Below are 15,226 nucleotides of genomic sequence, written 5' to 3' on the forward strand. Positions count from 1 at the left end.
TGACTGGAACCACCGTAATCCCGACGGAAAGCCGGGGTGTATCCGGTCTGTGACTTTTCGCAGTGTCGGTCAGATCCACTGCCTTGTCCAGACAACAGCCGTTATACCGCAACACCCAGGTTACGGAGGTAGTCGTCGTAGGTACCGCTGAAGTCAGTGACGCCATCTTCGGACAGCTCGATGATGCGAGTGGCCAGGCTGGAAACGAACGCCCGGTCATGGCTTACGAAGATCAGTGTGCCCGGGTAGTGCTCAAGCGCCAGGTTCAGGGCTTCGATTGACTCCATGTCCAGGTGGTTGGTGGGTTCATCCATTACCAGTACGTTGGGCTTCTGGAGTATCAGCTTGCCAAACAGCATGCGTCCCTGTTCGCCACCTGAAATGACCTGCACCGATTTGCCGATATCGTCGTTGGAAAAGAGCATCCGTCCGAGTGTGCCCCGGACAAGCTGTTCACCGCCCTCGGTCCACTGGGACATCCACTCGAACAGGTTGCTGTCATCAGCGAAGTCGTCCCCGTGTTCCTGGGCAAAGTAGCCCACCTGGGCCGCATCCGCCCATTTTACGGTGCCCTCCCGGGGTGTCAGGTCTCCTACCAGTGTGCGTAGCAGGGTGGTCTTGCCAATACCATTGGGGCCTATGATGGCCACGCGCTCACCAGCTTCGATCTGCAGGTCCAGGTTGCGGAACAGCACCTCGTCGTCAAACCCCTGGCTGACCTTCTCTGCAACCACGGCCTGGCGGTGGAGTTTGCGGTGTTGCTCAAAGCGGATAAAGGGACTCATGCGGCTGGACGGCCGGATTTCCTCCAGCTGGATCTTGTCGATCTGCTTCGCTCGGCTGGTGGCCTGCTTGGCTTTGGAGGCATTGGCCGAAAACCGGCTGACAAAGGTCTGCAGCTCGGCAATCTGCGCTTTCTTCTTGGCGTTGTCGGCCTGGATACGCTCACGGGCCTGGGTGGCGGCGGTCATGTACTCGTCGTAATTGCCCGGGAACTGGCGCAGCTCGCCATAGTCCAGGTCGGCCATATGGGTGCAGACACTGTTCAGGAAATGGCGATCGTGGGAGATGATAATGATCGTGCTGTTGCGGGCGATCAGAATCTGCTCCAGCCAGCCAATGGTGTTGATGTCCAGGTGGTTGGTTGGCTCATCCAGCAGCAGCACGTCCGGGTCGGAGAACAACGCCTGGGCCAGCAGCACGCGGAGTTTCCAGCCGGGAGCGATCTCACTCATGGGGCCGTTGTGCTGGTCCAGCGGAATGCCAAGGCCAAGCAGGAGTTCCCCTGCCCGGGACTCGGCGGTATAGCCATCGAGTTCCGCGTATTCATTCTCCAGCTCACCCACGGCCATGCCGTCTTCTTCTGACATTTCCGGCTTGCTGTAGATACGTTCCCGTTCGGCGTGCACCTGCCAGAGTCGCTCATGGCCCATGATGACGGTATCCAGAACGGTATAGTCCTCATAGGCAAACTGGTCCTGCCGGAGTTTGCCCAGGCGAACGTCCGGGGCCAGCATAACCTGGCCACTGGAGGGCTCGAGCTCGCCCCCAAGGATTTTCATGAAGGTGGACTTGCCGCTGCCGTTGGCGCCGATCAGGCCATAGCGGTTGCCGCCGCCGAATTTGACAGAAACGTTCTCGAACAGGGGTTTCGCCCCGAACTGCATGGTGAGGTTTGCGGTAGAAATCAAAAGAAACGGTCCTGGAAGGAAGAGGGCGGCCCGGCGGAAGGGGGTTGCCCGAAAAATTGGGTGCATAGTGTACAGGTAGTTGCCGGGGGTTGATAGCCCAGGTTGCCAGAGGCTGGTCCTCCCCGCGCCATGCTCTGGCACAGGGCCTTCTGGCCACTTGCCCAACCGCTGGTGCGGGTCTATTGTCTACTCATACAGTGTGTTTCTCGTCCCTCCCCGAAATGGCCGGCTGCCAGTGCCTGCCTGCATTGTCCGCATAGCCATACGGCCTGCCTTTACGGACTCGTGTTCGGTCGTTACCGGTCTCGAACCGGGCTGCGTTGCTCATCTGAGGCCCGGACAAGGAGTCTTGCCATAGCCACCAAAACGTTCGGATTCTCGACACGCCACCACGGCCCGCGTCATGCACTGGATACCGGGTTGCTGCAGGCAGAGCTGTTCAGCATCGAGCAGCTGAAGCGCCATGCGGTAACCCTGGCAGACCAGCATCGGCGTGGTTTACGTACCGGACCGGACCGGCTCCTGCCCAGGCTGGCAGATAACGAGCGGGTGCTGCAGGAGGCTTATGACGTAGTGACCAGAGACGTGGCTTCGGGGCAGCAGGTTGTGCCTGCGGAAGCCTGGTTACTCGACAATTTCTATCTGATTGAGCAGCAGATCTCGCTGGCACGTCGTCACTTGCCCCGCGGATTCAGTAGCCAGTTACCCGGTCTGGTTACAGGCCCCCTGGCGGGGCTGCCCCGCATTTATGAGCTGGCGCTGGAGCTGATTTCCCACATGGACGGCCGTGTCGACAACGACAACGTGACCAGCTTCATTGCGGCCTACCAGAGTGTTGAGCCGCTGATGCTGGGTGAGTTGTGGGCGTTTCCGATCATGCTGCAACTGGCATTACTGGAGAACCTCCGCTGCGTGGGGTTACGGATCGCACAATCCCGTGAAGAGTATAACGCGGCGGTCAGCTGGGCAGACCGAATGCTGGCCACAGCAGAGACTGAACCGAAAAAGCTGATCCGGTTACTTGCCGAGTTTGCCAACGCCGATATTCCATTGACGGCGCCTTTTGTGGAGGAGTTCTACGAACGGCTCCGGGCGCAGGAGTCCGCGCTGGCATTCGTACAGACCTGGGTTGAGCAGCAGTTGCTTGAGCAGGGAGTGACCCCTGCCAGCCTGTCTGAAGCGGCTGGCCGTAACGCAGCGGCGAACCAGATTTCCATGGCGAACAGCATTGGCAGCCTTCGTTTTATAGACACCATGGACTGGTCGGACTTCGTAGAGTCACTGAGCGCCGTCGAACAGATACTGCGGGAAGACCCGATAGGTGTCGGGGGCAATGGCGAGGGATATGCCAGCCAGGATTTTGCCACCCGGGATCGCTACCGGCATGTTGTCGAGGACCTGGCCCGGTCCAGCCAGTTCAGCGAAATGGAGGTTGCGCACGAGGCCATTGTGCTCGCCCGCCAGAGTGCTGCAAAGATAGAGCACGGTCTCGATCGCAGATCGCACGTCGGCTACTACCTGATTGATGAAGGGCGGGCCAGACTGGAGCACGCCGTTGGTTACCGGCCCGGCATCAGCACCCGGCTAAGCCGCTGGCGTAGCAATCTCCGGTTGCCGCTCTATGTGGGGCCTATCCTGTTATTGTCGGTGCTGTTGACGGCGGTGGTGCTGGCTGCACCTGGCTCCTGGTCCGGTGGCCTTTACCGGGGCGGCTCTGATGGTCTCGGCTGGTGGGTTTGGTTGTTCAGCCTGCCCCTGTTGATCGCAGCGTCTGCGTTGGCGACACCCCTGGTGAACCTGCTGGCTGCACTGACCCTGCCGCCCCGCGTGTTGCCGCGCCTGGATTTTGCCAAAGGCATTCCGGAGCATCACCGGACCATGGTGGTCGTGCCTACCCTGCTGACGTCAGAGCAGGATGCAGACGACCTGCTTGAGGCCCTGGAAATTCGCTACCTGGGCAATCGCGACGCCAATGTCTTCTTTGCCTTGCTGACGGATTTTGCCGACGCGTCCGAGCAGACCCTGCCGGGGGATGAGGCCCTGCTGGATTATGCCCGTAACGGGATCAAAGCCCTGAACGAAACCTACAACGATGACAGGCCATGTGTTTTCTACCTGTTTCACCGGCCAAGGCGCTGGAATCCCTATGAGCGGGTGTGGATGGGCTATGAACGCAAGCGGGGCAAGCTGGCGCAGTTTAATGCGCGGTTAAGGGGCGAGGCGGTCACAGCCTTCTCGGCCATCGTCGGCGATTGTTCCGTTTTCAGGTCGATCCGGTATGTCATCACCCTGGATACCGACACCCAGCTTCCCCGGGACGCCGCCCACGCCCTCGTTGGCAATCTGGCGCACCCCCTGAACCGGCCCGTGTACGACGCCGGGAAGGGGCGTGTTGTCGAGGGGTACGCCATTTTGCAACCCCGGGTGTCCATAAGCCTGGTCAGTGCGGGGCAGTCGCGTTTTGCGAGGCTGTTCGCCGGTGACTCGGGTCTCGATCCCTATACGCGGGAGGTATCCGACGTCTATCAGGATGTGTTCGGCGAGGGCTCGTTTATTGGCAAGGGTATCTATGACGTTGATGCGTTCCGTGAGGCAACCAATGGCCGGTTTCCCGAGAACCTGATCCTGAGCCACGATCTGCTGGAAGGCGGTTACGCCCGCTCCGGGTTGGTAACGGATGTTGAGCTGATTGAAGCACACCCGGCCAGTTACACCCAGGAATCGAGCCGCCGCCATCGCTGGATACGGGGAGACTGGCAACTGGCAGGGTGGCTGCTGCCCTGGGTTCGCGAGCCTGCCGGCCCGGAGGGCGAGAAGCTGAGGTGGCACCGCAACCCTCTCACAGCGTTGTCCCGGTGGAAGCTTTTTGACAATCTCAGGCGCAGCCTGGTGGCGCCGTCGCTGCTCGTTCTGCTGATCGCCGGTTGGCTGACGGGCCCCGGGCCCGGCTGGCTTTGGACGTTATGGGTCCTGGCTGTGATAGTGCTGCCCGCTGCCATATCCAGCGTCATTGAACTGATTCGCAAGCCCAGGGAGCGGGACTGGCTGGTGCACCTGGCCCTGACCGGAAAATCCACAGGACGTCCGGTGGCGCTTGCGCTGTTGACACTGGTCTTTCTGCCTTACGACGCGCTGGTTACCCTCGGTGCGATGTTGCGCTCTCAGGGACGTATGCTGTTCTCCCGACGTGGGCTCCTGTTATGGCAGTTGCCGTCGTACGCCCGCCGCAATGCCTGCCGCACACTTTCCGGGTTTTTCCGGGAAATGTGGGTTGCGCCTGTCCTTGCACTGGCGCTCGCGGCGTTATTTTTGACCTCAGGCCAACCGGCGAACGGGCTCTTTGCTGCACCGGTACTGTTGCTCTGGGCGCTGTCACCGGTCTTTGCCTGGTGGATCAGCCTGCCCCTCGTCGCGCCACCACCCGGCCTTGGTGCGGGGCAGCGGGCCTTCCTGAGAACATCAGCGAGGCAAACCTGGCGTTACTTCGCGGACTTTGTGGGCCCGGATGATAACTGGCTACCTCCCGACAATTTCCAGGTACACCCGGCCCCGGCGATTGCATCCCGCACCTCGCCCACCAACATCGGCATGTCATTGCTGGCGGATCTGACCGCTGTGGATTTCGGTTACCTGACGGTAGGGGAGTGTCTGCAGCGTACTGAAAGCACACTGGCCTCCATGGAAAAGCTGGAACGCTACCATGGCCACTTCTATAACTGGTACGACACCCGGACGTTACAACCCCTGCGACCGTGCTACATCTCATCGGTGGACAGCGGCAATCTGGCAGGCAGTCTGCTCACTCTGCGGGGCGGGCTGGCCGAACTGAAAGACATGCCGATACTGCCCCCGTCGGCATTTGCCGGGCTGCAGGACACCCTGACGTTACTTGCGGCGCACCTGCCGGATTCGGTCCCTCCTGAGCTGGCGCAAAGGGTGGGGGTATTGCAGGTCTGTCTTGAGCGTCTTATCGGCGAGGCGGACCAGACACTGTCAGGGGGCCTCAGGGCGCTGAACGACATTGACGACGCCTGCAGTGACCTGGCCGACCTGGCGTCGGTCACCCCGGGCCTGGGCGATGAGCCGGTGTACTGGGCGAGGTCATTCGACAGCCAGCTCCGGGCTTTTCGTGAAGAGCTGACCGCTCTGGTTCCGGAAACCTGGCAGGGGAGCGGGCAGCCCTGCCGGCAGGACCTGGTTGGTGCCGGTGGGGAGGCATGCAGGCAGGTTGACCAGATTGACCGGTTGATCCGGCGCTGCGATGACCTGGCCGAGATGGATTTCAGCTTCCTTTACGATACCGCCAGCGGCCTGCTGACCATCGGCTATGACGTGGGGGAGCGACGCCGGGACCCGGCCTGCTACGACCTGTTGGCTTCCGAGGCCCGGCTGGCAAGCTTTCTGCTGATCGCCCAGGGTCAGGTGCCACAAAAGCACTGGTTCACGCTCGGGCGTCTGCTGACCAGTCATGGCAGTGATATCAGCCTGATTTCGTGGAGCGGCTCCATGTTCGAATATCTGATGCCCCAGCTGATCATGCCGAGTTACCCGGATACGTTGCTGGATCAGACCTGTAAGGCAGCAGTCATGCGCCAGATCGAGTATGGCCGACAGCGGGCGGTGCCCTGGGGGATTTCCGAGTCCTGCTACAACGCCACCGACGTGCACCAGGTCTATCAGTATCGCGCCTTCGGGGTGCCGGGGCTGGGGTTCAAGCGAGGGCTGGGCGATGACCTGGTCATCGCGCCCTATGCCACCGCCCTGGCCCTGACGGTCATGCCCCGGGAGTCATGCCGCAATCTGCAGGTACTGGCGGAGCAGGGTTTTGTCGGGTCCTATGGCTTCTATGAGGCCATTGATTACACACCCTCGCGGGTCCCCCATGGCAAGTCGTACGTCATCGTACGGACCTTCATGGCGCACCATCAGGGTATGAGCCTGCTTGCCTTCGCCCATGTGTTGCTCGGTCAGCCCATGCAGCGCCGTTTCATGGCCGATCCGCAGGCACGGGCTACGGAACTGCTGTTGCAGGAGCGAGTGCCCAGGAAGGGGGCGACGCTGCACCCCCACGCTGCCGAGGTCAGTGCCGCAGCGGCGCCGCCGGGCGCAGACGCCGATTCCACCATGCGCGTATTCAGCGATACGGACATGCAGCTCCCGGAAGTGCACCTGCTGTCCAACGGGCGCTACCATGTCATGGCGACCCATGCCGGAGGGGGCATCAGCCGCTGGCATGACATGGCCATTACCCGTTGGCGTGAAGATGCCACCACCGACAGCTGGGGCACGTTCATCTATTTGCGGGATGTTGATACCGGTGACTACTGGTCAGCCGCTCATCAACCCACCCGACGCCAGGCCGACGACTACAGTGCCATTTTTGTACAGGCACGAGCGGAATACCGGCGGTGCGACCTGGGTATTGAAACCCATACCGAGATCAGCGTTTCGCCGGAAGATGACGTCGAGATCCGCCGGCTCACACTCACGAACCAGTCCACCCATACACGCCATATCGAGGTGACCAGCTATGCGGAGGTGGTGCTGGCACCGTTAAATGCCGACCTGGCGCACCGTTCCTTCAGTAACCTTTTTGTGCAGACCGAAATTCTGCCGGAGCATCAGGCGATCCTCTGTACCCGCAGGCGGCGCACGCCCGGCGAGCAGGTACCCTGGATGTTCCATTTGCTGGCCGCACCGGGGGTGACCGCCGACCAGGCAAGTTACGAAACGGATCGTGCCCGCTTTATCGGTCGCGGCAGAACGGCGGCCAACCCCCTGGCCATGGAGAACAGCAATACGGGCGGGCCCGCAAATAACGCCCTGTCCAACACCGAGGGGCCGGTGCTGGACCCGGTCGTGGCCATTCGCAATACGCTGTCGCTTGCCCCGGACAGGTCGGCCACGGTACAGATCATCTCCGGAATTGCGGATACCCGGGAGGCGGCCCTGGCTCTGCTTGAGAAATACTGTGACCGACACTTTGTCGAGCGTGCATTTGAGATGTCCTGGTTCCAGAGCCAGGAGGTACTGCGCCATCTGAACGTCACAGAAGCAGACGCCCAGGTATTCGGCCGGCTGGCCAACTCGGTCATTTTTGGTAATGCCCTGCGTCGTGCAGAACCGTCGATCATTGCCCGCAACCGTTTGCGCCAGTCCTCCCTCTGGCCATTTGCCATATCCGGTGACCTGCCGATTGTGCTGTTACATATCGGTGATGTGCACAGGATTGACCTGGTCAAACAGGTACTCAACGCCCATGCCTACTGGCGAATGAAGGGACTGACTGCGGATCTGGTGATCATCAATGAGGACTTCTCCGGTTATCGCGCGGTGTTGCAGGACCTGATCGTCGGGCTGATAAACGGGGGATCCCAGGCACAGCTGGTGGACAAGCCGGGGGGGGTGTTCCTGCGGCGCGCGGAGGAGATTTCCCAGGAAGACCGGGTACTGCTGCAGACCGTTGCCCGTATCGTTTTCAGGGATACGGCCGAAACCCGCATTGAACAGGTGGAGCGCCGCATCTCAGCAGAGCGACGGTCCGACCGGCTGGAACCCCAGGAGCAGCCAGCTGATCACCCGGTGGTGCCACTGGAGGCGCCGGAGCGCATTTTCTTCAATGGCCTGGGCGGTTTTTCACCCGATGGCAGGGAATACGTGATTACCCTTGAACCGGGGCAGGTAACGCCAGCCCCCTGGGCGAACGTGATTGCAAGCCCCCATATCGGCACGGTGGTGAGCGAGAGCGGCAGTGCCTACACCTGGGCCGAGAATGCCCATGAGTTCAGGTTAACCACCTGGCACAATGATCCGCTGTCGGATATCAGCGGAGAGGCCTTCTATCTGAGGGACGAGCAGACCGGGGAGTTCTGGTCGCCGACACCCCTGCCAGCGGCAGGGCATTCCGGTTACCTGTGCCGCCACGGTTTTGGTTACAGCGTATTCGAACACCTGGAAGCCGGTATCGCCTCGAAAATGATTACCTATGTCGCTATGGATGCGGCGGTCAAATTCGTGGTGGTCACCCTGGAAAATCGGACGTCGCAGGCCCGGAGCCTGTCGCTGACCGGATACTGGGAGCTGGTCATGGGAGAGTGGCGGCACAGTAACCTGATGCATATCGTCACCGAGACAGACCCCCTCAGCGGCGCGTTGTTTGCCCGCAACGCCTATGGTCGAGAGTGTGCCAACCGGGTTGTGTTCGCCCAGGTCAGCGACCTGGAGCGCTCGGCGAGCGGCAACCGGGCCGAGTTCATCGGCCGCAACGGATCGCTGTCGGCGCCGGCAGTGATGCGCAGCAAGCGCCTCTCGGGGCGGACCGGGGCTGGACTGGATCCCTGTGCTGCCCTGCAGACCCGCATCGACCTGGCCGGCGGCGAGAAACATGAGGTTGTGTTCGTCTTCGGAGCCGCGGCCAACACCGCCGAAGCCAGACAACTGCTCCAGCGGTTTGGCGGGCGGGCTGGCGCGCAGCAGGCCCTGGATGATGTCGGCGATTACTGGACCCGGACCCTGGGGGCGGTGCAGGTGGACACACCTGATCCGGCACTCAATGTGCTTGCCAACGGCTGGCTTGTCTATCAAACCCTGTCCTGCAGGCTCTGGGGACGCAGTGGCTATTACCAGTCCGGTGGGGCCTTTGGATTCCGTGATCAGTTACAGGATACCCTGGCGCTGATCCATACGGTGCCATCCGTTACCCGGGAGCAGCTGTTGCGTCATGCCGGCCGCCAGTTCATGAAAGGCGACGTCCAGCATTGGTGGCACCCGCCCAAAGGGCAGGGCGTGCGTACACACTTCTCTGATGACTATCTCTGGCTCCCATACGCCACATGCCTGTATGTGCGGGCAACCGGCGATATGGACGTGCTGGATGAGCAGGTTCATTTCCTGGAAGGACGGGAGCTTTATGTCGACGAGGAATCCTACTACGACCAGCCGAGCCGCTCGACGGAAACCGCGAGCCTTTACGACCACTGTGTCCGGGCCATCCGTTACGGGCTCCGCTTTGGCGTACATCACTTGCCGTTGATTGGTTGTGGCGACTGGAATGACGGCATGAACCTTATTGGCAAGGAGGGCAAGGGAGAAAGCGTATGGCTGGGGTGGTTCCTGCTGGAAAACCTGGAGCTGTTCGCTGACCTGGCGCACCAGCGTGACGATATGGCGTTTTCGCAGCTGTGCAGGGAGCAGGCGACGAGCCTCAAACGCAACATTGAGGCCGAGGCCTGGGATGGCGACTGGTACAAGCGGGCCTGGTTCGACGATGGCACCCCGTTGGGCTCGTCCCGGAACGATGAATGCCAGATCGACTCGATCAGCCAGAGCTGGGGTGTTATCTCGGGCGGCGCGGAACCGGAGCGCGCATTGGCGGCAATGACGGCCGTTGACCAGCGCCTTGTGAGGCGGGACAAGCAGATCATACAGCTGCTGGACCCTCCGTTTGACCGGTCCGACCTGGAGCCCGGTTACATCAGGGGTTATATCCCCGGTGTGCGGGAGAATGGGGGGCAATATACCCACGCGGCCATCTGGGCAACCATGGCGTTTGCCCTGATGGGGAATACGAGCCGCGCATGGGAGCTGTTTGCGATGCTCAACCCGGTCAACCACAGCAAAACGCCGGAAGCGGTGGCTCGTTACAAGGTTGAACCCTATGTCATGAGCGCGGATATCTACGGGGTTGCTCCCCATATCGGCCGGGGTGGCTGGACCTGGTACACTGGTGCCGCAGGATGGATGTATCGCCTGACGGTGGAAACCCTGCTGGGGCTGGAGCTGGAAGGCGACTATCTGCGGATCACACCGCGTGTCCCGCCGGAGTGGGGTGGGTATAAAATCCGTTACGCCTTCCACGATACGGTGTACCACATAAGCATAGGGAAAATGAGCGGGCCGGCAGACGCCGACCTGCGTACCAGCCTTGACGGTACCGAATGTCCGGGTGGTCGCATCCCACTTGTAAACGACGGCGATGAGCATGTCGTCCATGTTGAAGCCCGGACCTGAGACCGCTTGTCACTTCCAGTTCCGGTTCAGAGGTTTGTACCTATAAAAATAAATTAGGTCCCAGGGACTTTATGGGTTACTGTGGGTGGGTAGAAAAGATTTGTTTCGAACTTCAAGAATAAGACGTTTCTCTGGTTATTACTGGTAGTCCACCGTCCTGTTTTCGAGTCTTCATATTTTTTCCGCATACCGCTGACCGGCCATTATTCTGATGAGCTGGCGGCAACCAAAATTAATGAATACAGGATATTTTTATATGTCTCTTACTACCGGCACAGTCAAGTTCTTTAACGAAGCAAAAGGCTTTGGTTTTATCACTCGTGAAAGCGGCCCGGACGTGTTTGTTCACTTCAGCGCCATCCAGGGCAGCGGCTTCAAAACCCTGGCAGAAGGCCAGCAGGTTGAGTTCAATGTCAGCGATGGCCAGAAAGGCCCGCAGGCAGACAATGTAGTCGCTATCTGATTCAGCGAACTGCATGACCTGAAAAGGCAGCTTCGGCTGCCTTTTTTGTTGCGCGCAGGAATGGAAAGCGAATACCCCAGACCGGCACGCAACAAAAAAGCCCCGACCAGTGGCCGGGGCTTTCCAGGGGACCGTGACAGCGCTGCTTACATCATGCTGTCGACACGCTCACGGGTTTCCGGATCGCTGTTGTAGGCGGTGGCGATCTCGTTGTAGGTCTCGATATCCAGATCTTCCCCTTCGATCGTACCTACCATTTCCTCGTTGGCCTCTTGCTGGAGTTTCTGTGCTTCCTCCTGGCTTTCAGCGGATTCGATCTTGGTCATGTACTCATCACGGATTTCGTTGATGCCTTCCTGGGCGGAAACGAACTTTTCCAGCTCGGCATCGTCAAAATTGGCCTGGGCACTTTGTTGGCCCTGCATGGCTGAACCGCCCTGTTCCTGGCCCTGCTGCTGAGACTGCTGAGCGATGGCCGGACCGGCTGCGAGCAGCGCCATGGATACGGTCAGTGAGGTCAGAAGCTTGTTCATAATGCTCTCCTTGGTTTGGTGCTAAGCACTCGGGACAGGGTTTAATGAGTCCCGAAGATGAATGCACTCTCTCCCTTACAACCCCCGTGCCAGGTTTTCCTTCTTCGATAGAATATTTAAAAAACGTTTTAAAACAATGCGATAGAAATTTTTCCGAGTTACTTTTGCTTAATGGGGTCTGTGGCAGATTGCCACATGAGGCATGGTGATGTGACATCGGGGCGTCAGGCTTGCTCACCGAAGGCCGAACGGTGGAACGCCAGGGCTTCTTCTGCCTCCGCAATACCGGGCTCCTTCAGAACAGGGGCATCACCGCCGGCGAGAATTTCCAGAACCGCATGCACACCACGGCCGAGGGACGTCAGGTTGTAACCCCCTTCCAGTACGCAGGCGATCCGTCCATGGCAGTGTCGGTCGGCAATGTCCCGAACGATGCTGGCCATCATCCTGAAACCGTCATAGGACACATTGAAGGCCATATCGTTGCGGTGGGGGTCGAAGCCGGCAGAGACCAGCACCAGGTCTGGCTCGAAGTAATCGGCGGCAGGCACCAGAATTTCCCGGAACACCTTCTCAAAAGCGATGTCACCGGCCGCCTCTGGCAGGGGGATGTTGATGGTGTAGCCCTCGCCCATACCTTCGCCCACGTCCTGCAGCAGCCCTGAGCCGGGGTAGAACGGCGCTGCACAATGGGTATCGAAGAACAACACATCCGGGTCGGCCCAGAAGATTTCCTGGGTCCCGTTGCCGTGGTGGGCGTCCCAGTCCACGATCAGGATGCGCTCGCAGCCGAGTTTGGCATGGGCATGGGCCGCCGCTATGGCGACATTGTTGAGCAGGCAGAAACCCCTGGCCCGTACCGGTTCGGCATGGTGCCCCGGCGGCCGCACCAGGGCAAACGCACTGTCAGAGTTCCCGGCAATGACGCTCTCCACGGCCGCAATCGCATTGCCTGCGGCGGCCGTGGCTGCGTGGATGCTGTCAGGGGATACAGCGGTGGTGTCCCGGTCGAGCCAGGCCCGCTGGCCCGTCAATGAAAAAAGATGGTCCAGGTAGGAGGTGGTGTGCACGCGGGAGAGCTGCTCATAGGTTGCCGCAGGCGCTCCCTGTTCAATCCGTACGCCAGGCACCGGGTAGTTGTCCAGCCAGGATTTGATCGCGGACAACCGGCCCGGGTGCTCCGGGTAGCTCCACTTGAATTCAAGGTTCTGGAGAATCGAGCGGACGCGTTTTTCCACACGGCTTGGCATGAAGGGCAGGTCAACCTGGGGATTATGCCCCAGCATGACTTCATCGTAGAAGACACTGACAGTTCGATCGCCTATCACGGGGTTTTCCCTTCCCAAGTGTTGGTTTATCTCCCTTCAGACTAGTCGGCCGGGGCCTGAATTGGGAGGAAAACAACGATTCGCGGGAAAATCAGGCCGTCGAGGCTCGCCGTGTTTAGCGGCTGGTGTCGACGGCAGAGGGAAGGTTGCCTCCCAGCATGTTCTCTACCACCGCCGCGTTATAGAAAGCTTCAACGGTCCGGATCCTCTCGCCCTGGACCCGGAACCAGAGGGCAAGCCGTACATCACCGATCGGCTCGAAGTGGGTCTGATAATCGAGGATGGCGAACACATGCTCTCCGTCAGCGCTGAGTTGACGAACAATCAGGTCTTTCTGGATGGCCGCCATGCCAAACTGGTAGGCCAGCATGTCGTCCCGGCTGAGGAAACGCATATTTGGACCGACATATTCGAAGCCTTCGGTGGCCAGCAGCTCTTTCGCCTCATCAAAGCATTGGGCATGAATATGAGCAATAAACTGTGCCACGAGATCTTTTGGTTTCATGAACGGATTTCCTTTGCCCAGCGGGCGGGTGACCGGTAGCCAATGCCCGGGCTTTATGCGTTGGCGGAGTCGGAAAGGGCTTTCCACGACACGCTTTCCGGCAAGTCTTCAGCGGACGCCAGATTTTCGGTTGCCAGGGAGCCCGGCGTCGACCCCGGCCTTCGTCGGCTTCCTCCAGCGCTGCTGAGCCCGCGGTGGGGGTAGGCGTAACAGGCCGGAAGGGCTCTCCGTGCTCGTCCTGTAACTGATAATCATACGCCGCCTGAAGGCCGGTCTCCTCTTCGCGCTCCTCATCGGACTCCGGTTCGAGATAGCGGGGATACAGGGGGGAAAGCATGGCTACCACAATGCCGGCTGCCGAGAATAGGGCGAAAGCAAAAGCGTAATCGGACTCCTTAACCAGCAAGCCGACCAGGGGAGACCCTGCAGCCTGCCCCAGGGAAATGGCCATGAAGGGCATGACCGGTCCCATGGACAGCCTGCCGGGCAGCAGGCGGATTCCGGTCATGAGATAGAGCCCGGTCAGACTCATGTAGGCCAGTCCGAACACCAGGGCGGAGAATACGGCGGTCACCATCTGGTCAGGGCTGGCCGCGAGCAGCGCCAGACTGGCAGAGAGCATAACCAGCATCAGCGCGTGGGTAATGGGGGGGTTATTGCGATCGGCAAGGTCGGCCACCACGGCGCCGCCCAGGCCTGCGACACCTACGGCGAGCCACAACCAGCCTGTCATACTGGCCGGCAAATCACCGAGGGTGACCATCAGATCAGGCGCAAACACCCAGTAGGCTGCGGAGACAAAGCCCATCACAAAGGCGAACAGCGATAGCCGGAACAGCCGGGACCATTGCGCAAGGGTAATGGCTGGGGGCGGTGCCGCGTTTGCCGGGGTGACCCGGGAGACCGAGGGAATGAAATACCAGGTGGCAACGATGCCGATAACCGCAAGGATAGCGAAGGAGGCATAGGCATAGCGCCAGGCATCCGCCAGCAGCAGCACCGCCGGCACGGACACGGCCACGCCAATACTGGTGCCGGCGTTCATTACCGAGCTGACCCGCCCATGCAGGGACCGCTTTACCAGCACCTGCATCGCCGCGGTGAGAGCAGGCATCATCAGCCCCGTGCAGATACCGCAGGCAAAAACGCCAACCCCAAGGGATATGGCCCCGGATGCCTGGCTGATCAGCCCCAGCCCCAGCGCTCCAAAACCGCCGGACAGGATGGCGGTATTGCGGGCGCCAAGGCGGTTAGCGGCCAGAGGGGCGACCAGGCTGGCCAATACAAAGCTGATGAGGGGCAGGGCACCGATCAGGCCGATCACGTCTGGGGAAAGCTCCAGTGCGCCCCGTATCGGTGGTACGAAGAGGCCGAAGGCGAAGCGCGCCAGGCCGTAGCTGATCGCGATAAGTGCCGCGCCCAGTAGGGCAAATGCTGTGCTTGAAGGAAACTTCATGCTGCTCCCGCCGGTGTTTAAGCAAAGATTCCGGGCCACGGCGTCTCACCGTCGTCCGCGCGGATGCTGTAACGCGGCTACAGGGTGCACAGGCAGCCACAGCGGTTTCAAGTCAGCGTAGACCGCAACGAAACGATCAGCCAGCGTCACCGTTCGGTGATGTCGCCGGGCCCGGGGTAAGGCGTGGCCCGGCGGCTGGACCGAATACGCCGGCCACCGGTGTTTGTTGAGGTCTGTGTTG

Annotated in this window: 7 protein-coding genes; 2 read left to right on the forward strand and 5 right to left on the reverse strand. The window is 60.4% G+C overall.

Annotated elements, in window-relative coordinates; all coding sequences use genetic code 11:
* Window positions 1–101: 101 nt before the first annotated feature.
* Complete coding sequence (locus ACESMZ_RS02685) at window positions 102–1,691, reverse strand: ABC-F family ATPase (protein ID WP_372956960.1); 1,590 nt, start codon at window positions 1,689–1,691, stop codon at window positions 102–104.
* Between the two features lie 420 nt (window positions 1,692–2,111).
* Between ACESMZ_RS02685 and ACESMZ_RS02690 the strand changes: the two genes are divergently transcribed.
* Together ACESMZ_RS02690 and ACESMZ_RS02695 are read left to right on the forward strand one after the other, a co-directional pair.
* A complete protein-coding gene (locus ACESMZ_RS02690; RefSeq protein ID WP_372972152.1) occupies window positions 2,112–10,700 on the forward strand; it encodes a GH36-type glycosyl hydrolase domain-containing protein in 8,589 nt (2,862 codons plus the stop codon).
* A 256-nt stretch (window positions 10,701–10,956) separates the two neighbouring features.
* Window positions 10,957–11,163, forward strand: a complete 207-nt coding sequence (locus ACESMZ_RS02695; RefSeq protein WP_248234132.1) for a cold-shock protein — start codon at window positions 10,957–10,959, stop codon at window positions 11,161–11,163.
* 146 nt (window positions 11,164–11,309) lie between these two features.
* On the opposite strand, the gene ACESMZ_RS02700 is transcribed toward ACESMZ_RS02695, so the two are convergent.
* From ACESMZ_RS02700 to ACESMZ_RS02715, 4 genes are all read right to left on the reverse strand, one after another.
* A complete protein-coding gene (locus tag ACESMZ_RS02700) occupies window positions 11,310–11,696 on the reverse strand; it encodes a DUF4168 domain-containing protein (protein ID WP_372956963.1) in 387 nt (128 codons plus the stop codon).
* 224 nt (window positions 11,697–11,920) lie between these two features.
* Window positions 11,921–13,024, reverse strand: coding sequence for a histone deacetylase (locus tag ACESMZ_RS02705; RefSeq protein ID WP_372972153.1), 1,104 nt, complete (start codon window positions 13,022–13,024; stop codon window positions 11,921–11,923).
* Window positions 13,025–13,139: 115 nt separating this feature from the next.
* The gene (locus tag ACESMZ_RS02710) at window positions 13,140–13,529 is read right to left on the reverse strand and encodes a nuclear transport factor 2 family protein (protein WP_372972154.1); all 390 of its coding nucleotides are present in this window, start codon (window positions 13,527–13,529) and stop codon (window positions 13,140–13,142) included.
* Window positions 13,471–14,985, reverse strand: coding sequence for an MFS transporter (locus tag ACESMZ_RS02715; RefSeq protein ID WP_372972155.1), 1,515 nt, complete (start codon window positions 14,983–14,985; stop codon window positions 13,471–13,473). The genes ACESMZ_RS02710 and ACESMZ_RS02715 overlap by 59 nt, the downstream gene beginning before the upstream one ends.
* Window positions 14,986–15,226: the final 241 nt, after the last annotated feature.

Source organism: Marinobacter sp., from assembly GCF_041690615.1.
Taxonomy (GTDB): domain Bacteria; phylum Pseudomonadota; class Gammaproteobacteria; order Pseudomonadales; family Oleiphilaceae; genus Marinobacter.

Coding starts and splice junctions, on each gene's coding strand:
- ACESMZ_RS02695 (WP_248234132.1), top strand. CDS start 10,957: ATGTCTCTTACTACCGGCACAGTCAAGTTCTTTAACGAAGCAAAAGGC.
- ACESMZ_RS02700 (WP_372956963.1), bottom strand. CDS start 11,696: ATGAACAAGCTTCTGACCTCACTGACCGTATCCATGGCGCTGCTCGCA.
- ACESMZ_RS02710 (WP_372972154.1), bottom strand. CDS start 13,529: ATGAAACCAAAAGATCTCGTGGCACAGTTTATTGCTCATATTCATGCC.
- ACESMZ_RS02715 (WP_372972155.1), bottom strand. CDS start 14,985: ATGAAGTTTCCTTCAAGCACAGCATTTGCCCTACTGGGCGCGGCACTT.